A 16744-nucleotide genomic window follows, 5' to 3' on the forward strand; every position below is an offset into this window, starting at 1 on the left:
CGCTGCCCGCGGCGCCGTTCGCGTGCGTCACGTGGATCACCCGGAAGTGCGACAAGCAGGGCTCGTTCAGGGCCGGCGGCGAGCACCGCTACTCCGCGGGCCCCGCCAACGCCTCCCGCGAGGTCGCCGTCGCGATGGGCGCCTTCGACGTCACGGTCGTCGGCGCCGGCGGCGAGGTCGTCGCCGAGTACCCGCGCGAGTGGGGCGACGCGCCGACCGACTCCGCGGACCCGACCCTGCAGCTGAGGCTGCTCGCGATCCGCCCGGGCGGCTGGCGCGACAGCGTCGTGCGCGGGTCGCTGCCCGAGGAGCTCGTGGCGTTCCTCGACTCGGAGGCGCCCGCCGACCTCGGAGCCGACCTCAGGGCGCTGCGCGACGTGAGCGCCCGCCGGGGCTGGGCCGCGACCGTGGAGGGCGCGCTGCGCTCGCTGGGGGCCACCGGCGGCGTGGACGCCGCAACCCTCGAGCTCGCCGCCGCCAGGGCGGCCGCGGGCGACGCCGTGGTCTCCTACGACGAGCCGGTCGACCTCGCGGGGTACGACCGGGCCTTCGAGCTGCTGGAGGGAGGTGCCGCGAGTGCCTAGGCTGACCGACGAGGAGCGCGAGGAGTTCTCCTCGCGCGCCAGGTCGCTGTTCATATCGAGGGCGACGGTGGCGTGGTTCCTCGAGACCGCGACCCCGGGGCAGCTCGCCGCGTGCTCGGGGATGCTCGCGCGCGAGCTCGAGTCCCGCGAGCGGTCGAAGCGGGCGAGGCTGCTGCGCCAGGCCAGGTTCCCGGTGCCCAAGGCCGTCGACGGCTTCGACTGGTCGAACGTGCGCTTCCCCGAGGGCTGGGGGCGCGAGGAGATGCTGTCGCTCGACTTCGTGGGGCGCGCCGAGGACCTCGTCTTCCACGGCCCGACCGGCCGCGGCAAGACGCATGTCGCCACCGCGCTCGGCATCGAGGCGACCCGGCGCGGGATGCCCGTGCGGTTCTTCCAGACGGCGACGCTGGTGCTCCAGCTCGGCAAGGCCAAGCGCGAGGGGACGCTCGACAGGCTGCTCGCGGACGTCGGGAGGGCCGACCTGCTCGTCCTGGACGAGTTCGGCTACGTGCCCTTCGACGTGGACGGGGCGAGGCTCCTGTACCAGGTCATATCGGACAGCTACGAGAGGAGGAGCATCGTGTTCACCACGAACGTGGAGTTCAGCCGCTGGGGCACGGTCTTCGCGGACGACAAGCTCGCCGCCGCGATCGTGGACCGGGTGGTCCACCACGGCAGGCTCGTGGAGTTCGGCGGACCCAGCCACCGTCTCGAGGAGTCGCTCATGCTGGGCAAGTCAGGAAGCTAGCGGCGTGCCCGCGCCGAAAACCGAAAAACTTGCGTGACGAAACCCGAAAGAAAGGCTCGCTCTTTTGGGACTGCGGTGGGAATCCTGGACCAAGGCGGGACAGGAGGAGAACCGCATGTACAGCCAGGGGCAGAGGAAGCGCGCGATAGAGACCTTCATCAAATTCGACCATAGCTACGCCGACACCGTCGCAGAGTTAGGATATCCGACGAGAGCCTGCCTGCGTAACTGGTGGAACGAGTACAAGAAAACCGGTGAGGTGCCCGAGAGCAAGTTCGCCACCGATCCGAGGTACACCGCAGAGATGAAGCAGCGCGCCGTCGAGCACTACCTCGAGCATGGAAAGAGCCTGGTGAGGACGATGAGGGCGCTGGGATATCCCAAGAGCCGCGAGGTGCTCGGCGACTGGATCGACGAGATAGCGCCCGGGCAGCGCAAGTATAGGGGCCCGAACCCAAAGACGCCGCCGATTCCAATCGAGAAGAAGGTGCAGGTGGTGGCGGAGCTGGAGGCGAGGACTGGGCCCGCCGCGGTGATAGCCGAGCGTCACGGCGTGTCGAGGACCGCACCCTACTTCTGGCGCAGGGAGATGATGGGCGATAATAACGGGGGACCCGAGAAGAAGGGAGAACCCGTGAGCAAGGAGTTCGACGACCTGCCCGATGACATCGAGCAGCTTCAAGATATGCTGCGAGAGGCGAAGATGCAGCTCAGAAAGGTGCAGCTTGAGCTCGACGTACGCCAGGCGACCCTCGAGATAGTAAAAAAAGACCCGGGCGCCGACCCGGACCGCCTGGCCAACGCGGAGAAGGCGGCGATGGTGACGGCGCTGAGGACCAAGTATAAGCTCTGCGAGCTGCTCCCCGTGGTGGGCATGGCCAAGAGCAGCTACGAGTACGCGAGGAACGTGCAGCTCAAAGGCGAGACCGAGGAACACGCGTCCGCCAGGGAGGCGGTAATAGCGGCGTTCGAATCCAGCGGCGGCACCTACGGCTACAGGCGCATCGTCGCCGAGGTCAACGCCGGGTCTGGATCTGAGAGCCGAGTCGGCGAGTGGACCGTGCGTGCCATTATGGCCGAGGAGAACCTGGTCGCATGCGCCGCCAAGAAGAAGCGGCGCTACAGCTCCTACGAGGGCGAGACGTCCGCAGCGCCTCCGAACCTACTGCTAGACGAGCGGGGAAAGCACCACTTCCGCGCCGACAGCCCGAACGAGACATGGATAACGGACGTCACCGAGTTCCGCATCCCCGCCGGCAAGGCCTATCTCTCGCCAATCGTCGACTGTTTCGACGGAATGCCGCTGAGCTGGTCGATCTCCACGTCTCCCGATGCCGAGATGGCGAACTCCTCGCTGCTCGGAGCGTGTGAGTGGCTCGACGAGGGCGACCACCCGGCCGTGCATTCGGATAGAGGCGGTCATTATCGCTGGCCAGGCTGGATAAAGATATGCGAAGAGAACGGCCTGGTCAGATCGATGTCGAGGAAGGGCTGCAGCCCCGACAACGCGAGGTGCGAGGGCTTCTTCGGAAGGCTCAAGGTGGAATTTTTTTACGGACGCGACTGGGATGGGGTTACAATCGAGGAGTTCATCACCATGCTCGACGCGTATCTGAGATGGTATCGTGACATCAGGATCAAGAGCGACCTGGATTACAAGAGCCCCATGCAGTACCGAAGGGATTTGGGACTAGTCGCATAGGATGGATTTGGTCCAGGATTCCCACCGCAGTCCCTTTCCGAAAGCAAGACTTGACTAAACACAGACGGCTTCCGCGAGGTCATCGGCGCCGCCGAGGGGTTCACGGAGTCGGCGGAGTGCTGGCGGGGGTTCCTCTCGTGGCTCAAGTCGCGCGGGCTGCGCGGCGTGAGGATGTTCACCGGGGACAAGGCCGCCGGCATGGTGGGATCCATCGCCGAGGTCTTCCCGGGGGCGGCCTACCGGCGCTGCACCGTGCACTTCTACAGGAACGTGCTGGCGAGGGTCCCGAAGTCGAGGAGGCCGAAGGTCGCCGCCATGCTCAAGGCGGTCCACGCCATGGAGTCGCGCGAGGCGTCCGAGGCCAAGGCCCTCGAGGTGGCCGACGAACTCGACTCCATGAGGCTGAGGGAGGCCGCGAAGGTCGTCAGGGACGGCTACGCGGAGACGCTGGCCTACACGCGCTTCCCGAGGGAGCACTGGAGGAGGATCAGGACCAACAACGCCATCGAGAGGCTGAACCGCGAGATCCGGCGCAGGACGAGGGTCGTGGGCACCTTCCCCGACGGGAGGAGCGCCCTCATGCTCGTGACCGCCAGGCTCAAGTACGTCGCGGAGAGCGAGTGGGGCTCGAGGCGCTACCTGGACGTGACGCTGCCGGGCGAGTAGCCGCACCGGAGGGCGGGCCTATGGGGCTGTCGGAAAGTGCGCAAGAATCTTGACGGTACCGACGGGAGGTCCGCGCTCATGCTCGTCACCGCCAGGCTCAAGTACGTGGCCGAGAGCGAGTGGGGCTCGAGGCGCTACCTGGACGTGACGCTACTGGACGAGTAGCCGCACCGGGCGGCGGGCCTATGGGGCTGTCGGAAAGTGCGCAAGAAACTTGACGGTACCTTACCGTACGCACCCTTCATCCAAAAAGAGTGATCTACTTCCATCCGTTCATAATCGTTATGCGATTCGACTACTCACTATAGTTGCCCGACTACCCGTCTATTAAACTGGTTTAAGAAAAGAGGGAAGGAGTAGTTCCTTCCCTCACACTATTCGTTAAAACGCTAACCTATGCACTCGGATATATATAAACCAACGTGCCTAAAGGAATAAAATCATAAATCCACTTTGCATTGTCGAGCTCCAAGCGGACACAGCCATGAGTTTCTGCATGTCCGATCGTCGTATCATACGGAACGCCGGGATATCCCGTTCCGCGATAATATCCAGTCGAATGGAAGCGCTGACCTTCACCGTCAGGACTACCGCTGGGAATGAAAAATTCAGTCCAGTAATAATAATCTGGATCATTACCCATGATATAGCCTTTGCCCAAGACCTCAAAAACGCCACGAGCAGTTATTCCATAAGTTGGATCATGCTTGTTAGTTGTACCGACACTGCAAATCCAGTCTTTAATTGGCTCCCAGTTGCCTGCGGATCCCTTAAAGACAATCGTGCGGAAATTATCGTTATCAACGCAAATCAGATAATTCGTTTTACTTGTCCAATTCTGAATCGCTTGATACGCACTATACGCAGCATTCGAGAAAGACTGCGACGTCCCATCTTTATAATAGAAGAACCAGACACCATCACGAGAAACCCAGCCGTATCCCTGCGTGACTTCAATAGTCCATGCTTGAGAACGAGAGAAGCCCTCCTCAAATTCATCTTGGTATACGTTATTGTTTTGAGCTACCGTAAGCGCGAGACCGGATCCAACATTGAGGAACGCAATCCCTCCGCCATCGGCAATATCCGCATTCCAAAGTTGCGCATTAGAGTGATTCATCTCCCATTGATGAACGTTTGCACCGGCTATTTGGGATCCGCTATCCACGTCAAGCACTTTCTGGGATACAAAACTCTTAATAATATAGCTGTTGCCGTAAGAAATAATGTAAAACTTCTGAGCTACAGAATTGTTGTCGGTATACACTTGCACATTTGCGCCAGAAGCACTTGATCCAGCTACAATATCAAATTTTAAAGAAGAATCTTATCCAGAATGGATCTCATAAAGGCCATCCGCGATAAGTCGTGTAGAGAGGAACAGGAAATGCTGTGACGAGGAACCGTTCATATCAGCGATTGTGAGCCCCGCTCCGTTTGCGGTCCCGGCTGCACCAAGAGAAATGACAAGGCCATCCCGATTGGCGAGCGAGAAAAACGTTCCGTTCCAAACAAGCTTCCATCCATTCGAAGTATCTGCATCAGACATCGAACTGCCCACTTGGATAACGGAGCTGCCGTCAGTGGCAATTACACCACCAGAGGCCGCAGTCCGAATCCAATATGAATCGGTCTCACGATTGTAGATAAGCTTGAATCTCTGTGCCAAGGTATTATTCGAGTCGTAAATCTGTATGACCGCCCCACTTGCGCTCGACCCGGCAGCAACATCAAAAACTTTATTCGGATCGGTAACAGGGTTAATCGTATAGATTCCATCGCTGAATGCTGCAATTTCCTTAAGCCAGAACTTCTGTGAAGCGCTCCCATTTGGGAAGAAGACCTGAAGATTCGAGCCATTCGCAAACTGCCCGTTCGCAACATCAAGTGCAAGCCCGTTCGCCTTATTAATGATGGTGTAGGATCCATCCTCATTCTCGATAAGAATCCACTTCTGGGCATCAGAACCATTGTTTTCCCATTGTTGGACATTGGTTGTAGCAACGATATTGCCATCTTTGACATCGAGCACTTTTCCCGTTCCTACAACCGTAATGCTGTAAGTTCCATCAGCATTCTTATTGAAGTAATACCTCTGCGCTCCCGATTCATTCTTCTCGAAAATCTGTGCATTCGCTCCGTTGCCAAGTGAACCCGCGGCGATATCCGCCACGTAGTTACCGCCAGGCGCCGACCCGGCAACAATCAAAAATGAACCCTCAACATCTGTAACGCCTTGCGGTAAATCGGAAACAAAGGGACGCAGGTAAAACCTCTGAGCAACGCTTCCGTTCGCGGAGTAAACCTGGACATTCGTCCCATTAGTCACTCCCCCCGCAAAAAGGTCGATAACGAGATCAGGGCGAATTTTAGAGACGAGCATGTAAGTGCCGTCCTTCTCCACCAGTTTCCAGAGTTGAGCATCAGAACCATTGGCAGTAAAGATATGAACATTAGCGCCATCTCGGACACTCGCGGAATCGACATCCAGAACCTTATCCGTCCCGCTCAAACCAATCGTGTAGTACTCGGAATTACCGTATCGTGTAAAAGTCCATCGTTGAGAACCGGTCATGTTGCTCTGATAAATCTGGACGTTTGCACCGTCGTTTTTCAATCCATTGGCAACCTCAACAACCATCACCAAATTTGAAGACGACTCAATGACGTACTCTCCGTCTTCGATGATTGTGCCGGAGCCTGCCGCAGGGTTATCGCAAAGTCTCAGCCAAAACTTCTGAGCAAGACTCCCATTGGCTGTATAGGTCTGAATATTCGATCCATTAGCGAGTAATCCACCGAAGATATCGAGAGCCTGGCCGTTTGCGGCATTGATAAATGAATAGGAGCCGTCATCGTTCTTATGCAAAGCCCATTTCTGCTGAAGAGTAGCATAAGCATCCCATTGCTGAACGTTAGCACCTGGAATCATATTTCCATTAGAGACGTCCAGGGCTTTTCCAGAAGAGATGGAGTAAATCGTGTAATACCCTTGTCCGTCATACTTGAAGTAGAATTTCTGGGCATTCGATCCATTGTTTTCCCAAAGCTGAATATTCGCACCGTTCTGCGTAGAGCCGGCGGAAACATCAACAACCGTGTTACCGTTCTCGCTTCCGGCAACGATAATGTAAGAACCGTCTTCAGGAAGCTCCTCACCGGGAGCGACCGGCTCACTGAGTTCAGCTAGAACGAGATGGAACAATTGGGCATTAGATTGATTCGCAGTCCAAATCTGTACATTGGTTCCGTTCCCAGTACCGCCACCAAAGAGATCAAGAACAAGATTCGGATTAAGCTTCGAAACGAAAATGTATGCGTTGCCCTGTTTGATGATATGCCACAGCTGCGCATCGGTACCGTTGGCGGTCCAAATCTGAACATTAGCGCCATCGGCTGCAAGAGCTCCAGCTACATCCAGAACCTTATCAGTGCCAGCAAGATGAATCGTATAGAATCCGTTTTCGTATACAAACTGCCACTTCTGGGCAGCGCTCATGTTGCTCTCATAAATCTGGACATTGGAGCCATCTGAGGTTGAACCACCCGCAACATCCAAAACTTGGTTTCCATTCACGCCGGACTGAATGATGTAAGTCTTGTTGCTATCAATCCCCTCAACTGGTGGAGCAACTTCCGGCTTCTCATCCGGTTCAACATCGCCCTGATCACCAGTGGCGCTATCCCCTTCTTCGGGTTTCTCGATTGTTTCAGAGCCATCGCCGGTGGTTAGATCATCACTCGCATCAAATGATTCCTCAGTGCCCTGCTCCTCCTTTGAGTAATCTCCCTCTTCTGCTGAAGAATCCTCATTATTTGACACGTTCCCGAACTCAGACTCCGACGTCATATTGTCGCTATCTCCGCTATTACCGGAAGCGTCCTCGTCATCCTTATGAACTGACTCTGCATTATTATCATCCGCATTCAGATCGGAATAATCGGACTGAGAGCCACCTACATTCGTAAAGTTATTGCGTTCGTATATCGAATCGCCGCTCGTGTCGACGTCTGAGGCGTCATTCCATCCAAGATAATCGCTATCAGAACCACTGTGTTCAGGATAAGCGGGGAGTCCTTGGACAACACTAGACCCGTTATCATCGTTAGGGGTCACGCTGACGGCAAACGCAGGAGAGGGAAGAGCCAACGCGATGAATGCCGTTGCTGGAACCAAAAGCTTCAGGAACGCACGCCAACAATTAAGATATTTCGTCATATTGAAGCAGGCCCCCTATAGAACTCAACTCATAGACTATCGTATATTGTAGCGTTTTCAGTAGAACGGGCCAAGCCGTTTGAACACAGCCTGACTGTCGAGCATCTTACTGGCCAAGCTTCAAGTTGGCAAAATAACTGTCAAGCGCCAAATTCCATGGTCTCATTTTATCGCCAACAGTCTCTTCCAAGTGCTTGTTTTTTAGTGCCGAATATCTTGGACGGCGGGCGGCCAAAGGATGGGCGGCGGCATATTCATCCGATGTGCAGGGCGTGACAATGGCGGGGTCAAACCCTGCGCGCTCGACAATGGCTTTGGCGAACTCTGCCCACGAGCAGATGCCCTTATTCGTGCAGTGGTAGATACCGTACTCCTCAGTAGTGAGGAGCTGCAGGATCTCATAGGCGAGATCATTTGCCGAAGTGGGATTACCCATCTGGTCGTCGACAACCTCCATAGCTCCGAGCTCATGTGCGAGGCGCAACATCGTCTTCACGAAGTTCTTCCCCACATAACCGTAGAGCCAAGCGGTACGCACCACAAAAGTCCTGGTGTTCGCGGCGAGTGAAAGCTCTTCACCGGCAAGCTTGGTTCGACCATAGGCGCTGATAGGACCAGTCACATCGGACTCGATGCGCTCGCCGGGTTCATCGCCGGGAAACACGTAGTCGGTTGAAACTTGAACAAACTTGGCACCCTGACGGGCGGAGGCCCGGGCGAGATTCTCAGGGCCAAGTGCGTTCACGCGGTAGGCAGCATCCTCCGCCGTCTCGCATCCGTCGACGTTCGTCATTGCCGCGCAGTTGACCACCGCATCGAACGAGTCGTCGACGAAGAACGCATCGACGGCATCGCGGTCGGTGATATCGAGCTCGTCGACGTCGACGAAGTGGGCCTTGACCCCCGCATAGACGTCCGGCACGGGGCCGATCTCGGCCGTGCCGGTCGCGAGGAGGCGCCTGAGCTCGTTGCCCAGCTGCCCCTTGCTGCCCGTAACCAAAATGCGCATGCTCGGCCTCCCGCTTCCCTACTGTCCTTGTGCGGCGTACTTGGCCTCCGTGGCGGCCTTGGCGCCCTCCCACCAGGCGCGGTTGGCGGTGTACCACGCGATGGTCTGGTCCAGGCCCTCGGAGAAATCGGTGTGGCGCGGCTGCCAACCCAGCTCGCGGCGGAGCTTGGTCGAATCGATGGCGTAGCGGCGGTCGTGACCGGGGCGGTCGCGCACCCAGTCGAAGTCGTCGGCATCCTTGCCCATGCGCTCCAAGATGGCGCGGAGCACCTCGATGTTCGACTTCTCGCCGTCGGCGCCGATGAGGTAGGTCTCGCCGATCTTGCCCTTGGTGAGGATGGTCCACACGGCGCTCGAGTGGTCGTCGGTGTGGATCCAGTCGCGGACGTTCTTGCCGTCGCCGTAGAGCTTAGGCCGGATCCCCTCCAGGATGTTGGTGATCTGGCGCGGGATGAACTTCTCGATGTGCTGGTAGGGACCGTAGTTGTTCGAGCAATTGGAGATCGTGGCGCGCACGCCGAAGGTACGGTGCCACGCGCGCACCAGAAGGTCCGAGCTCGCCTTCGTGGAGCTGTACGGGCTCGAAGGGTGGTACGGGGTCTCCTCCGTGAAGCGCGCCGGGTCGTCGAGCGCCAGGTCGCCGTAGACCTCGTCGGTCGAGATATGGTGGTAACGCACGCCGTACTTACGCGCGGCCTCGAGGAGGCAGTACGTGCCCTCCACATTGGTGCGCAGGAACGGCTCGGGGTTGGCGATGGAGTTGTCGTTGTGGCTCTCGGCCGCGTAGTGCACGATGGCATCGTGCCCGGGGACGAGGCGATCCAGGAGCTCGGCGTCGCAGACGTCGCCCACCACGAGCTCGACGCGCTCGGCGGGCAGCCCCGCGATGTTCTCGGGGTTGCCGGCGTAGGTGAGCTTGTCGAGCACCGTCACGTGCACGCCGGGGCAGTTGTTCACCACGTAGTGCACGAAGTTGCTGCCGATGAAGCCGCAGCCTCCCGTGACGATGATGTTCGTGGGCTCGAAGATCTCTTCTGACATGGTTCTCCTAGACTTCTGGTTGTTCATGCGTGGAGCAGGACAATCGTCGGGACAAAGGCTTTCTAATCCACCGGCCGCTTGATGAACATGCCGTCGGCAACCTTCTTCAGGTGCTGGCCGTAGACGCTCTTTCCGTAGCGCTCGGCACATACTAGCAACTGCTCCCGCTTGATCCAACCATTCTCAAAAGCTATCTCCTCAAGGACGGAAACCGGCGTATCCTGAGCCCGCTCAACAGCGCGAACGAACTCCCCAGCCTCGTATAGACTCTCCATGGTGCCCGTGTCGAGCCACGCATAGCCGCGACCGAGAGTCACCACCGAAAGCGAACCGTCCTCCAAATACATCCTATTGAGATCCGTTATCTCCAGCTCACCGCGGGCTGATGGAGTTACCCGCTTAGCAAAATCACAAACTCTGCCGTCATAGAAATATAGGCCGGTAACCGCATATGAACTCTTGGGGTGCTCTGGCTTCTCTTCTATGGAAACAACGTTGAAATCACGATCGAATTCGACAACACCGAAGCGCTCCGGATCGTTCACGTGGTATCCGAACACTGTTGCGCCACCGTTCTGCTCGGCATTTTGAACAGCGCGGCGCAAATGCCTAGAGAGACCATTCCCGTAAAAGATGTTGTCGCCCAGCACAAGCGCGCAAGGCTCACCGCCAATGAAATCTTCGCCAATAATAAACGCCTGCGCCAAACCGTCAGGCGATGGCTGCTCTGCGTAAGACAGGTTGATTCCAAAGTCAGATCCGTCACGCAGCAAGCGTTCGAAATTCGGCAAATCCGTTGGCGTCGAGATGATAAGAATATCTCGGATGCCCGCCATCATGAGCACTGAGAGCGGGTAGTAGATCATGGGCTTATCATACACAGGCAGTAGTTGTTTGGATGTAACAAGTGTGAGCGGGTACAGCCTCGTGCCAGACCCTCCTGCCAAAACGATTCCCTTCATGCGACGACTCCTAACTCCCGCCATACTAGACAATGGCAACACCCATCAGTTTATTCAACAATGGAAAACCGCTGTGCGTCGCTGTAATTCACCGTGTAGATCCAGGCGTTAGCATAATCTTGAATAACGCCGCCCTGGACATCGAGAACAAGACCATTGCCAATTGCCGAGAACAAGACGATTGATCCATCATCCTGACGAACGGGCAGCCACTCCTGCGCTATCGTGCCATTGCTCTCATACTGCCAAACGTTTGACCCACTGACCGTCGCACCGTTTGCAACGTCGAGGCATTTTCCAGAATTCACGTTGGTTATCGTGACAAATCCATTGGGTAGGTTCGTGATCTGCCATTCTTGAGCACGCGTACCGTTCGCTGTGTAAATCTGCACATTCGAACCGTTGTCCTTGCCGCCTGCAGAGACATCAAGGGCGTAATCGTCATCGTGCGATGAAAGGATTCGATAAACACCGTCCTCAACCACTACACCCTGATCAGAAGCAATCGCTTCAAGCTCTTCTGTCGTCCCAGGAGTGCTCGAGTGATTGAATTTCCATGCCACCGCGCGACTATCGTCAGGCGCAACCATAATCAACTGGTCGTGGTCCGACAGGCCAATCACGAGTCCATTGGAAGTGTTGTAGATGAGATAGGTTTCATCATCTATGCTCTCGATAGCCCAATGACCTTGCAACGCATTAACAGCCGATGCGCCCGTTTGCTGCACACCAGCGCCGGGAACAAAGGAGCCGTTAGCGACCTCAAGGACCTTATCTGAAGATAACGAACTGAAGGTATAGCTGCCTAGCGAGTCATCATATGTAACGACAAAGCTCTGGGCACTAGTCCCATTCGCTTCATATACTTGCAGCTGAACTCCATCTGCTGTTGACCCCCCAGGAATGTCGAAGACTTTGCCTGAAGGGGCTACGATCTCGTAAGTACCGTTCTCCAAAGAATCATCGCTTTCCGGAACATCTAGTGCAGAGAAAAGACGGAACCGTTGAGCGTCTGAACCATTATTCTCGAACAGGTTCACATTTGTGCCATCGCTTGTCGAACCGCATGAAAGATCAAGCACCATGTTCTCGGCGAGGGCGGAATACAGCGTAATCGCCCCATTGGAGTCCCTCACGGCGATCCATTTCTGAGCGTATGAACCATTAGATTCGAACTGCTGAATGTTAGTGCCGTTGGTCTTTGCGCCGGCATTAACATCCAGTGCCTTCTGGGAGCCAACGTTCGTAATCGTCAGATACCCGTCTTCATCCTCGGAAAAATGCCAAAGCTGAGCTCCGCTCCCATTAGAGAGATAGAGCTGCACATTTGCGCCATTAGATTGTGAACCTGCACTCACGTCGATAACTCGCGTCTGATCCATTACCGATGCAATTGCATAAGTTCCCTCAACCACGGTACCACGGTTTTCCTGAGCAAATTGATCGATACGCTCTCGCGAGGTTGGATATTCTTCGATCATCCAGCTTTGAGCGCTTGAATTGTTCCTGCTAAAAATCTGTAACTGCGTAAAATCAGCGGCTACTCCTGCAGGAACATCGAGCGCTTTGCCTGTATTGCAATTGATGAACGTCAGCAAACCATCCCCGGTATCGAGTATGCTCCAATGCTGAGATAGAGTTCCGTTTCTTGAGTACTGATTGACCTTTGCACCGTCACCGGTTTGGCCGCCTCCCACTTCGATGACTTTACCAGTTTCAACACTCTCTATCTCATAAATCGCATTGCCGACCTCGCGAAATATGAAAAGTTGTGCGTCGGTCTGATTCCATGAATACAGCTGAGCTCTAGCCCCGTCGTTGCGAGATGCTCCATCGATATCAATAACCTTTGCATTGTCCAGCGAACTCGAAATGCGCAAAGCGGTGTCAGTGGGGACCGAGGAGGGTGCCGCAAGCATGAATCTCTGTGCAGCTGATCCGTTAGGTGAATAAAGACGTATAGACGTGCCATCTGAAGACATGCCCGCCTCGATATCGAGCACCCAATTTCCCAGCTCGGATTGCAGGTAGTATCCATTTCCGCTATCACGTATAAACCAACGTTGAGCGGGGGTTCCGTTGGGCTCATATTGTTGAACAACAGCGCCGTCCTGTGCAATGGCAGATTGCACGTCGAGGGCTAAGCCAGAAGCCTCGTTGGTTATTACGTAACTACCATCATCTTGACGAGTGAACAGGAAGCGCTGCGATGCAGAATGATCATAAGACCACAGCTGAGTTTGTGTCCCCGCCTCCAGGCTCCCGCCCGGTATTGTCACGCCCGACGAATCTTTAAGATGAGCGTTGATGTAATAGGTGCCATCATCCAAATCGACAAGAGGCATTTCTTCAACATTTACGAAATCCCAGTTGGTGAAAGCGCTAATATCGGCATTACCGTTAATGCCGGGAACAGAACCGGATGCGGTGTACTGCCATCCCCGCTGTCCAACGTAATATGGATTATCAATACCGATCGTCCGTGTATAAGCGGCAATCCATGAGGTCCGCTCCCAGATGCTCGGCTTATTCAGCGCTGTTTGCAGATAGGCGCGATAGCTATAAACGTGGACGTTCGAATACCCACGCGAGGCCATGGTGTCACAATACGCATTGACAATCGCCTCATACTCATCGGGATCAGTGGGCGGATAGTATCCAGTCCACACGAATTCCTCGAGATCGTAATAGATCGGAAGCTCCATACCTTCCGTGCCGTAGCGGTCGAGCAGCGTAGCAGTCCAAGCGGCCTCCCTTGCTGCAAAATTGGAATCATATGCATAGCTATACAGATATATTCCGTATGGAATACCCAGGCGTCGAACCTCAGCGAGATTTCGCTCAAATTGACCGTCCTCGTTACCGACGCCATATCCGATGCGGAGAATCACCGCATCGACATCAGAATTCTTGACCTCTTCCCAATCAATAATTCCCTGATGGACCGAGACATCGATCACCTTGATCGCAGGATTCGCATACACAGCACCATTTGCATCGTAGAACACTTTGTGCCCGTCAACGGACCCCCAATAGGGAGAAGTGCTTAGCAATGAGGGGACATCGCTGAATAGGGAAATACCGCTATCACCGCTCCACATATGCTCAGGATCAGGCATATCCTGCAAATAGGTGTCAGCATAGTCTATGAACTCTTCGTAGGAGGCATCAAGAGGAATATCGGGATTGCTGCCCCCATTTGAATCAGTCTCTGCGTGAGCATCTGCATCAGTTGTATCGGCATACAAAACTTGTGAACTGAAGCTGATAAGAGCGATTACTCCAACCAAGAAGAACCGAGTTAGCAGCTTGAACCAACGAGACTTCATCACTAACTACTCCTTCGATACAGCAATCGTTTGCAGGGAAACTAACTATCAGCGCTTGAGGCCGCCGCGCTCCTCGATGGCATCCCAGAAGGCGCCGCTGAAGCGTGGATCCTCGGCGGCCATGAGGGCGTTGGTGGCCATCCAGCCGGAAGGGGTACCGGTGTCGTAGCCGCTGAGCGGGTCGATGACGACGGCGTACATGTTCTCGCGGTCAAGCGAGCGAGCCATGGCATCGGTGAGCTGCACCTCGCCGCCGGCACCGGGCTCCTGGTCGGCGAGCAGATCCATGACCAGCGGGCTCAGCAGATAGCGGCCGACGATGTAGAGGTTGGAGGGCGCCTCCTCGGCTGCGGGCTTCTCCACCAGACCGGAGACGCGCCACACCGCGCCCGGCTCGCAGTCGGCGGCGTCCTCGGAACCCGGCAGCGAACCGGCGCGCTCGCCAGCGATGACACCGTAGCGAGAGACCCCCTCGGGCGCGCAGGGCGCCACCGCGATCACGCTCGCGCCGCCGTGCGCCTGCGAGACATCGAGCATCTTCGTGCAGATGTCGCGCCCAGGGACGACGTAGTCGCCGAGCAGCACGAGGAAGCTCTCGCCCGCCACGGCATCGGCGGCAGAGCGGATCGCATGGCCGAGGCCGCGCGGCTCGTACTGATAGCGGAAATCAACGGGCATGGAGCCGGTGGCAGCGACAGCGTCGGCGTAAGCCGCCTTGCCGCGCTCGCGCAGCAGACCCTCGAGCGAGCGATCGGGCTGGAAGTAGCTCAGGAGCTCGGGCTTGCCGGGCGAGGTGACGATGATGACATCGTCGACGCCCTCGGGTTCGAGCGCCTCCTCCACCACATACTGGATGACCGGCTTGTCCAGCACCGGCAGCATCTCCTTGGGAGTGCACTTCGTGGAGGGGAGGAAGCGGGTGCCGAGGCCCGCTGCGGGGATGATGGCCTTCATGGGCGGATGTTCCTTTCGACGCGCCGGGCTGCCCCGCCCGGCGTTGCCTTGCTGGCACAATTATCACTGCGAGCAAACATTTCTATCAATTCGAAGTGTACGCCATTGAGTATCTATACACAGTTTTTCAAAATGATCAGCGATTGGCGTTCCCTAATCCTTGGGATGCTTCTTCGCCCCGTGCACTAAAATCCATACCCTCTTTAGGAAAATAAACGGCCCATCGATTCGAACGGTCTCTGCCGTCTCATGAATAAAGTGGCTGAACCTCCCATTCATCGGAATATTCGATGTGTCCAAGCCCATCGCCTCAAGATACCGGCGTTTGCGAGTTTTGTTGAGCTTGGGATTATTCAGCACGTACTCCTTTTTCATGTGTTGGAAAACTTCATTGGTCTTCTTCACCACGATGGGATTATCTTCCCCATCGTCATAACGGGCACCATCGATGTAGTTGAATCCCCTGAGGTAATGGGATTGCCATACGCCAAGATCCTTTACGCCGATGCGCTCCATTACTTCCGTCATATCAATCCACCGGTCAAACGGGCGAGCGATAGCGTCCTCGCTTTTATGGTTTAACGTCGAGTCGGGCAAGTCCGCTCGATAGTAGTAATAGGGTTTATCGAGATAGATAATCGCCTTCGCTTGGCAGAGCGTTTCAACCAAAAACGGGTTATCAGCCCAACCAGCTCCCGGATACTCAGGGAATCGGATGCGCTTCTCCCCAAGGAAGCCTTTGCGATAGATTGCCGACCAAATCCCAGGATGGATCTCGATGAGAAGCGGATGTTCCTCGAGCGTGAACGGCTTCTTGGAAGTTTTGATACGCTTGTGAAGCTTGCAGTGCTTGATGCGCTGTGTTTTTGGACTATCCCACTTCTCCACACTCCACCACGGTGTTTTGATGACATCGATCGTCTCTTCGAAACTCGAGGCGAAGGTAAGCATGTCCTCGTACATCGATGCATCGATCCAGTCATCAGGCTCGACGATAGAAATCCACTCGCCGTGAGCTTCCTGGATTCCGAGATTGCAGCCTACGCCGTAACCTCCGTTCTCCTTATCGATTATGTGAATTCGGTCGTCTTGCTGTGCGTGTCTCTTGATGATCTCGAGCGAGCCGTCGGTACTTCCGTCATTGATGCAAATGATCTCAAGATTCTTGTGCGTCTGGGCTGAAATACTATCCAAGCACTGATCAAGGTACTTCTCGACGTTGAAAATCGGGACGATTACCGAAACCAAAGCATGTTTATCGCTACGCATACAGTAGAACCTTTCATAAAAACACAAGCCGCACATCAGCGGCACAAAGCATATTCGATTATACACAGAGGTCTAGGCGCGTCCGCGCCCTGACACGGCAAGCAGATTCGATAGGAAACGAAACGCCCGGTTTCTTTTCCTAGGCGCGCTCTTCACCACGATGAACCACCTTTGAACATATCAGCGCTTGCAGGGGTAATATCCCCTACAATCTGAATCTCTGGACAATGGCACCGCTCGCCCAACCTTGAAAGGCCCGCC

The 16744-nt window shown here is 55.9% G+C and carries 12 protein-coding genes and 1 pseudogene; 5 read left to right on the forward strand and 8 right to left on the reverse strand.

All coding sequences use genetic code 11. The annotated features are described in order from the left end of the window. The 5 genes and pseudogenes from C1717_RS06170 to C1717_RS10905 all read left to right on the forward strand — a co-directional run. A partial coding sequence (locus tag C1717_RS06170; RefSeq protein ID WP_425430940.1) for a Mu transposase domain-containing protein occupies nucleotides 1-584 on the forward strand: 584 nt, incomplete at its 5' end. Next, entirely contained in the window at nucleotides 577-1332 is a 756-nt protein-coding gene (gene istB, locus C1717_RS06175) for an IS21-like element helper ATPase IstB (protein WP_102372367.1), read from the forward strand. The genes C1717_RS06170 and istB, both read left to right, overlap by 8 nt. A gap of 361 nt (nucleotides 1333-1693) precedes the next feature. Continuing rightward, a complete protein-coding gene (locus C1717_RS06180) occupies nucleotides 1694-3034 on the forward strand; it encodes an IS3 family transposase (RefSeq protein WP_425430938.1) in 1341 nt (446 codons plus the stop codon). A gap of 54 nt (nucleotides 3035-3088) precedes the next feature. Next, nucleotides 3089-3700: pseudogene (locus tag C1717_RS06185) on the forward strand (IS256 family transposase); the annotation flags it as partial. Nucleotides 3701-3736: 36 nt separating this feature from the next. Further along, a complete protein-coding gene (locus C1717_RS10905) occupies nucleotides 3737-3865 on the forward strand; it encodes a hypothetical protein (protein WP_281255275.1) in 129 nt (42 codons plus the stop codon). Nucleotides 3866-4094: 229 nt separating this feature from the next. Here C1717_RS10905 and C1717_RS06190 read toward each other — a convergent pair whose 3' ends face one another. From C1717_RS06190 to C1717_RS06225, 8 genes are all read right to left on the reverse strand, one after another. Beyond that, nucleotides 4095-5006, reverse strand: coding sequence for a L,D-transpeptidase family protein (locus C1717_RS06190; RefSeq protein WP_281255290.1), 912 nt, complete (start codon nucleotides 5004-5006; stop codon nucleotides 4095-4097). A 21-nt stretch (nucleotides 5007-5027) separates the two neighbouring features. Beyond that, nucleotides 5028-7919 (reverse strand): RICIN domain-containing protein, encoded by a 2892-nt coding sequence (locus C1717_RS06195; RefSeq protein WP_102372370.1) that lies wholly within the window; start codon nucleotides 7917-7919, stop codon nucleotides 5028-5030. A gap of 106 nt (nucleotides 7920-8025) precedes the next feature. Beyond that, the gene (gene rfbD, locus C1717_RS06200) at nucleotides 8026-8928 is read right to left on the reverse strand and encodes a dTDP-4-dehydrorhamnose reductase (protein ID WP_102372371.1); all 903 of its coding nucleotides are present in this window, start codon (nucleotides 8926-8928) and stop codon (nucleotides 8026-8028) included. An 18-nt stretch (nucleotides 8929-8946) separates the two neighbouring features. Beyond that, entirely contained in the window at nucleotides 8947-9969 is a 1023-nt protein-coding gene (gene rfbB / locus C1717_RS06205) for a dTDP-glucose 4,6-dehydratase (RefSeq protein ID WP_102372372.1), read from the reverse strand. A gap of 62 nt (nucleotides 9970-10031) precedes the next feature. Beyond that, on the reverse strand, nucleotides 10032-10931 hold the full coding sequence (gene rfbA / locus C1717_RS06210; protein WP_102372373.1) for a glucose-1-phosphate thymidylyltransferase RfbA: 900 nt from the start codon (nucleotides 10929-10931) through the stop codon (nucleotides 10032-10034). A 50-nt stretch (nucleotides 10932-10981) separates the two neighbouring features. Beyond that, entirely contained in the window at nucleotides 10982-14260 is a 3279-nt protein-coding gene (locus C1717_RS06215; protein ID WP_102372374.1) for an RICIN domain-containing protein, read from the reverse strand. Nucleotides 14261-14308: 48 nt separating this feature from the next. Next, nucleotides 14309-15214: a UTP--glucose-1-phosphate uridylyltransferase gene (locus C1717_RS06220; RefSeq protein ID WP_102372375.1), complete on the reverse strand. Its 906-nt coding sequence runs from the start codon at nucleotides 15212-15214 to the stop codon at nucleotides 14309-14311. 153 nt (nucleotides 15215-15367) lie between these two features. Beyond that, nucleotides 15368-16483, reverse strand: a complete 1116-nt coding sequence (locus C1717_RS06225; RefSeq protein WP_102372376.1) for a glycosyltransferase — start codon at nucleotides 16481-16483, stop codon at nucleotides 15368-15370. Between the last annotated feature and the right edge of the window lie 261 nt (nucleotides 16484-16744).

The sequence above is a fragment of the Enorma phocaeensis genome (genome assembly GCF_900186505.1).
Classification (GTDB): domain Bacteria; phylum Actinomycetota; class Coriobacteriia; order Coriobacteriales; family Coriobacteriaceae; genus Enorma; species Enorma phocaeensis.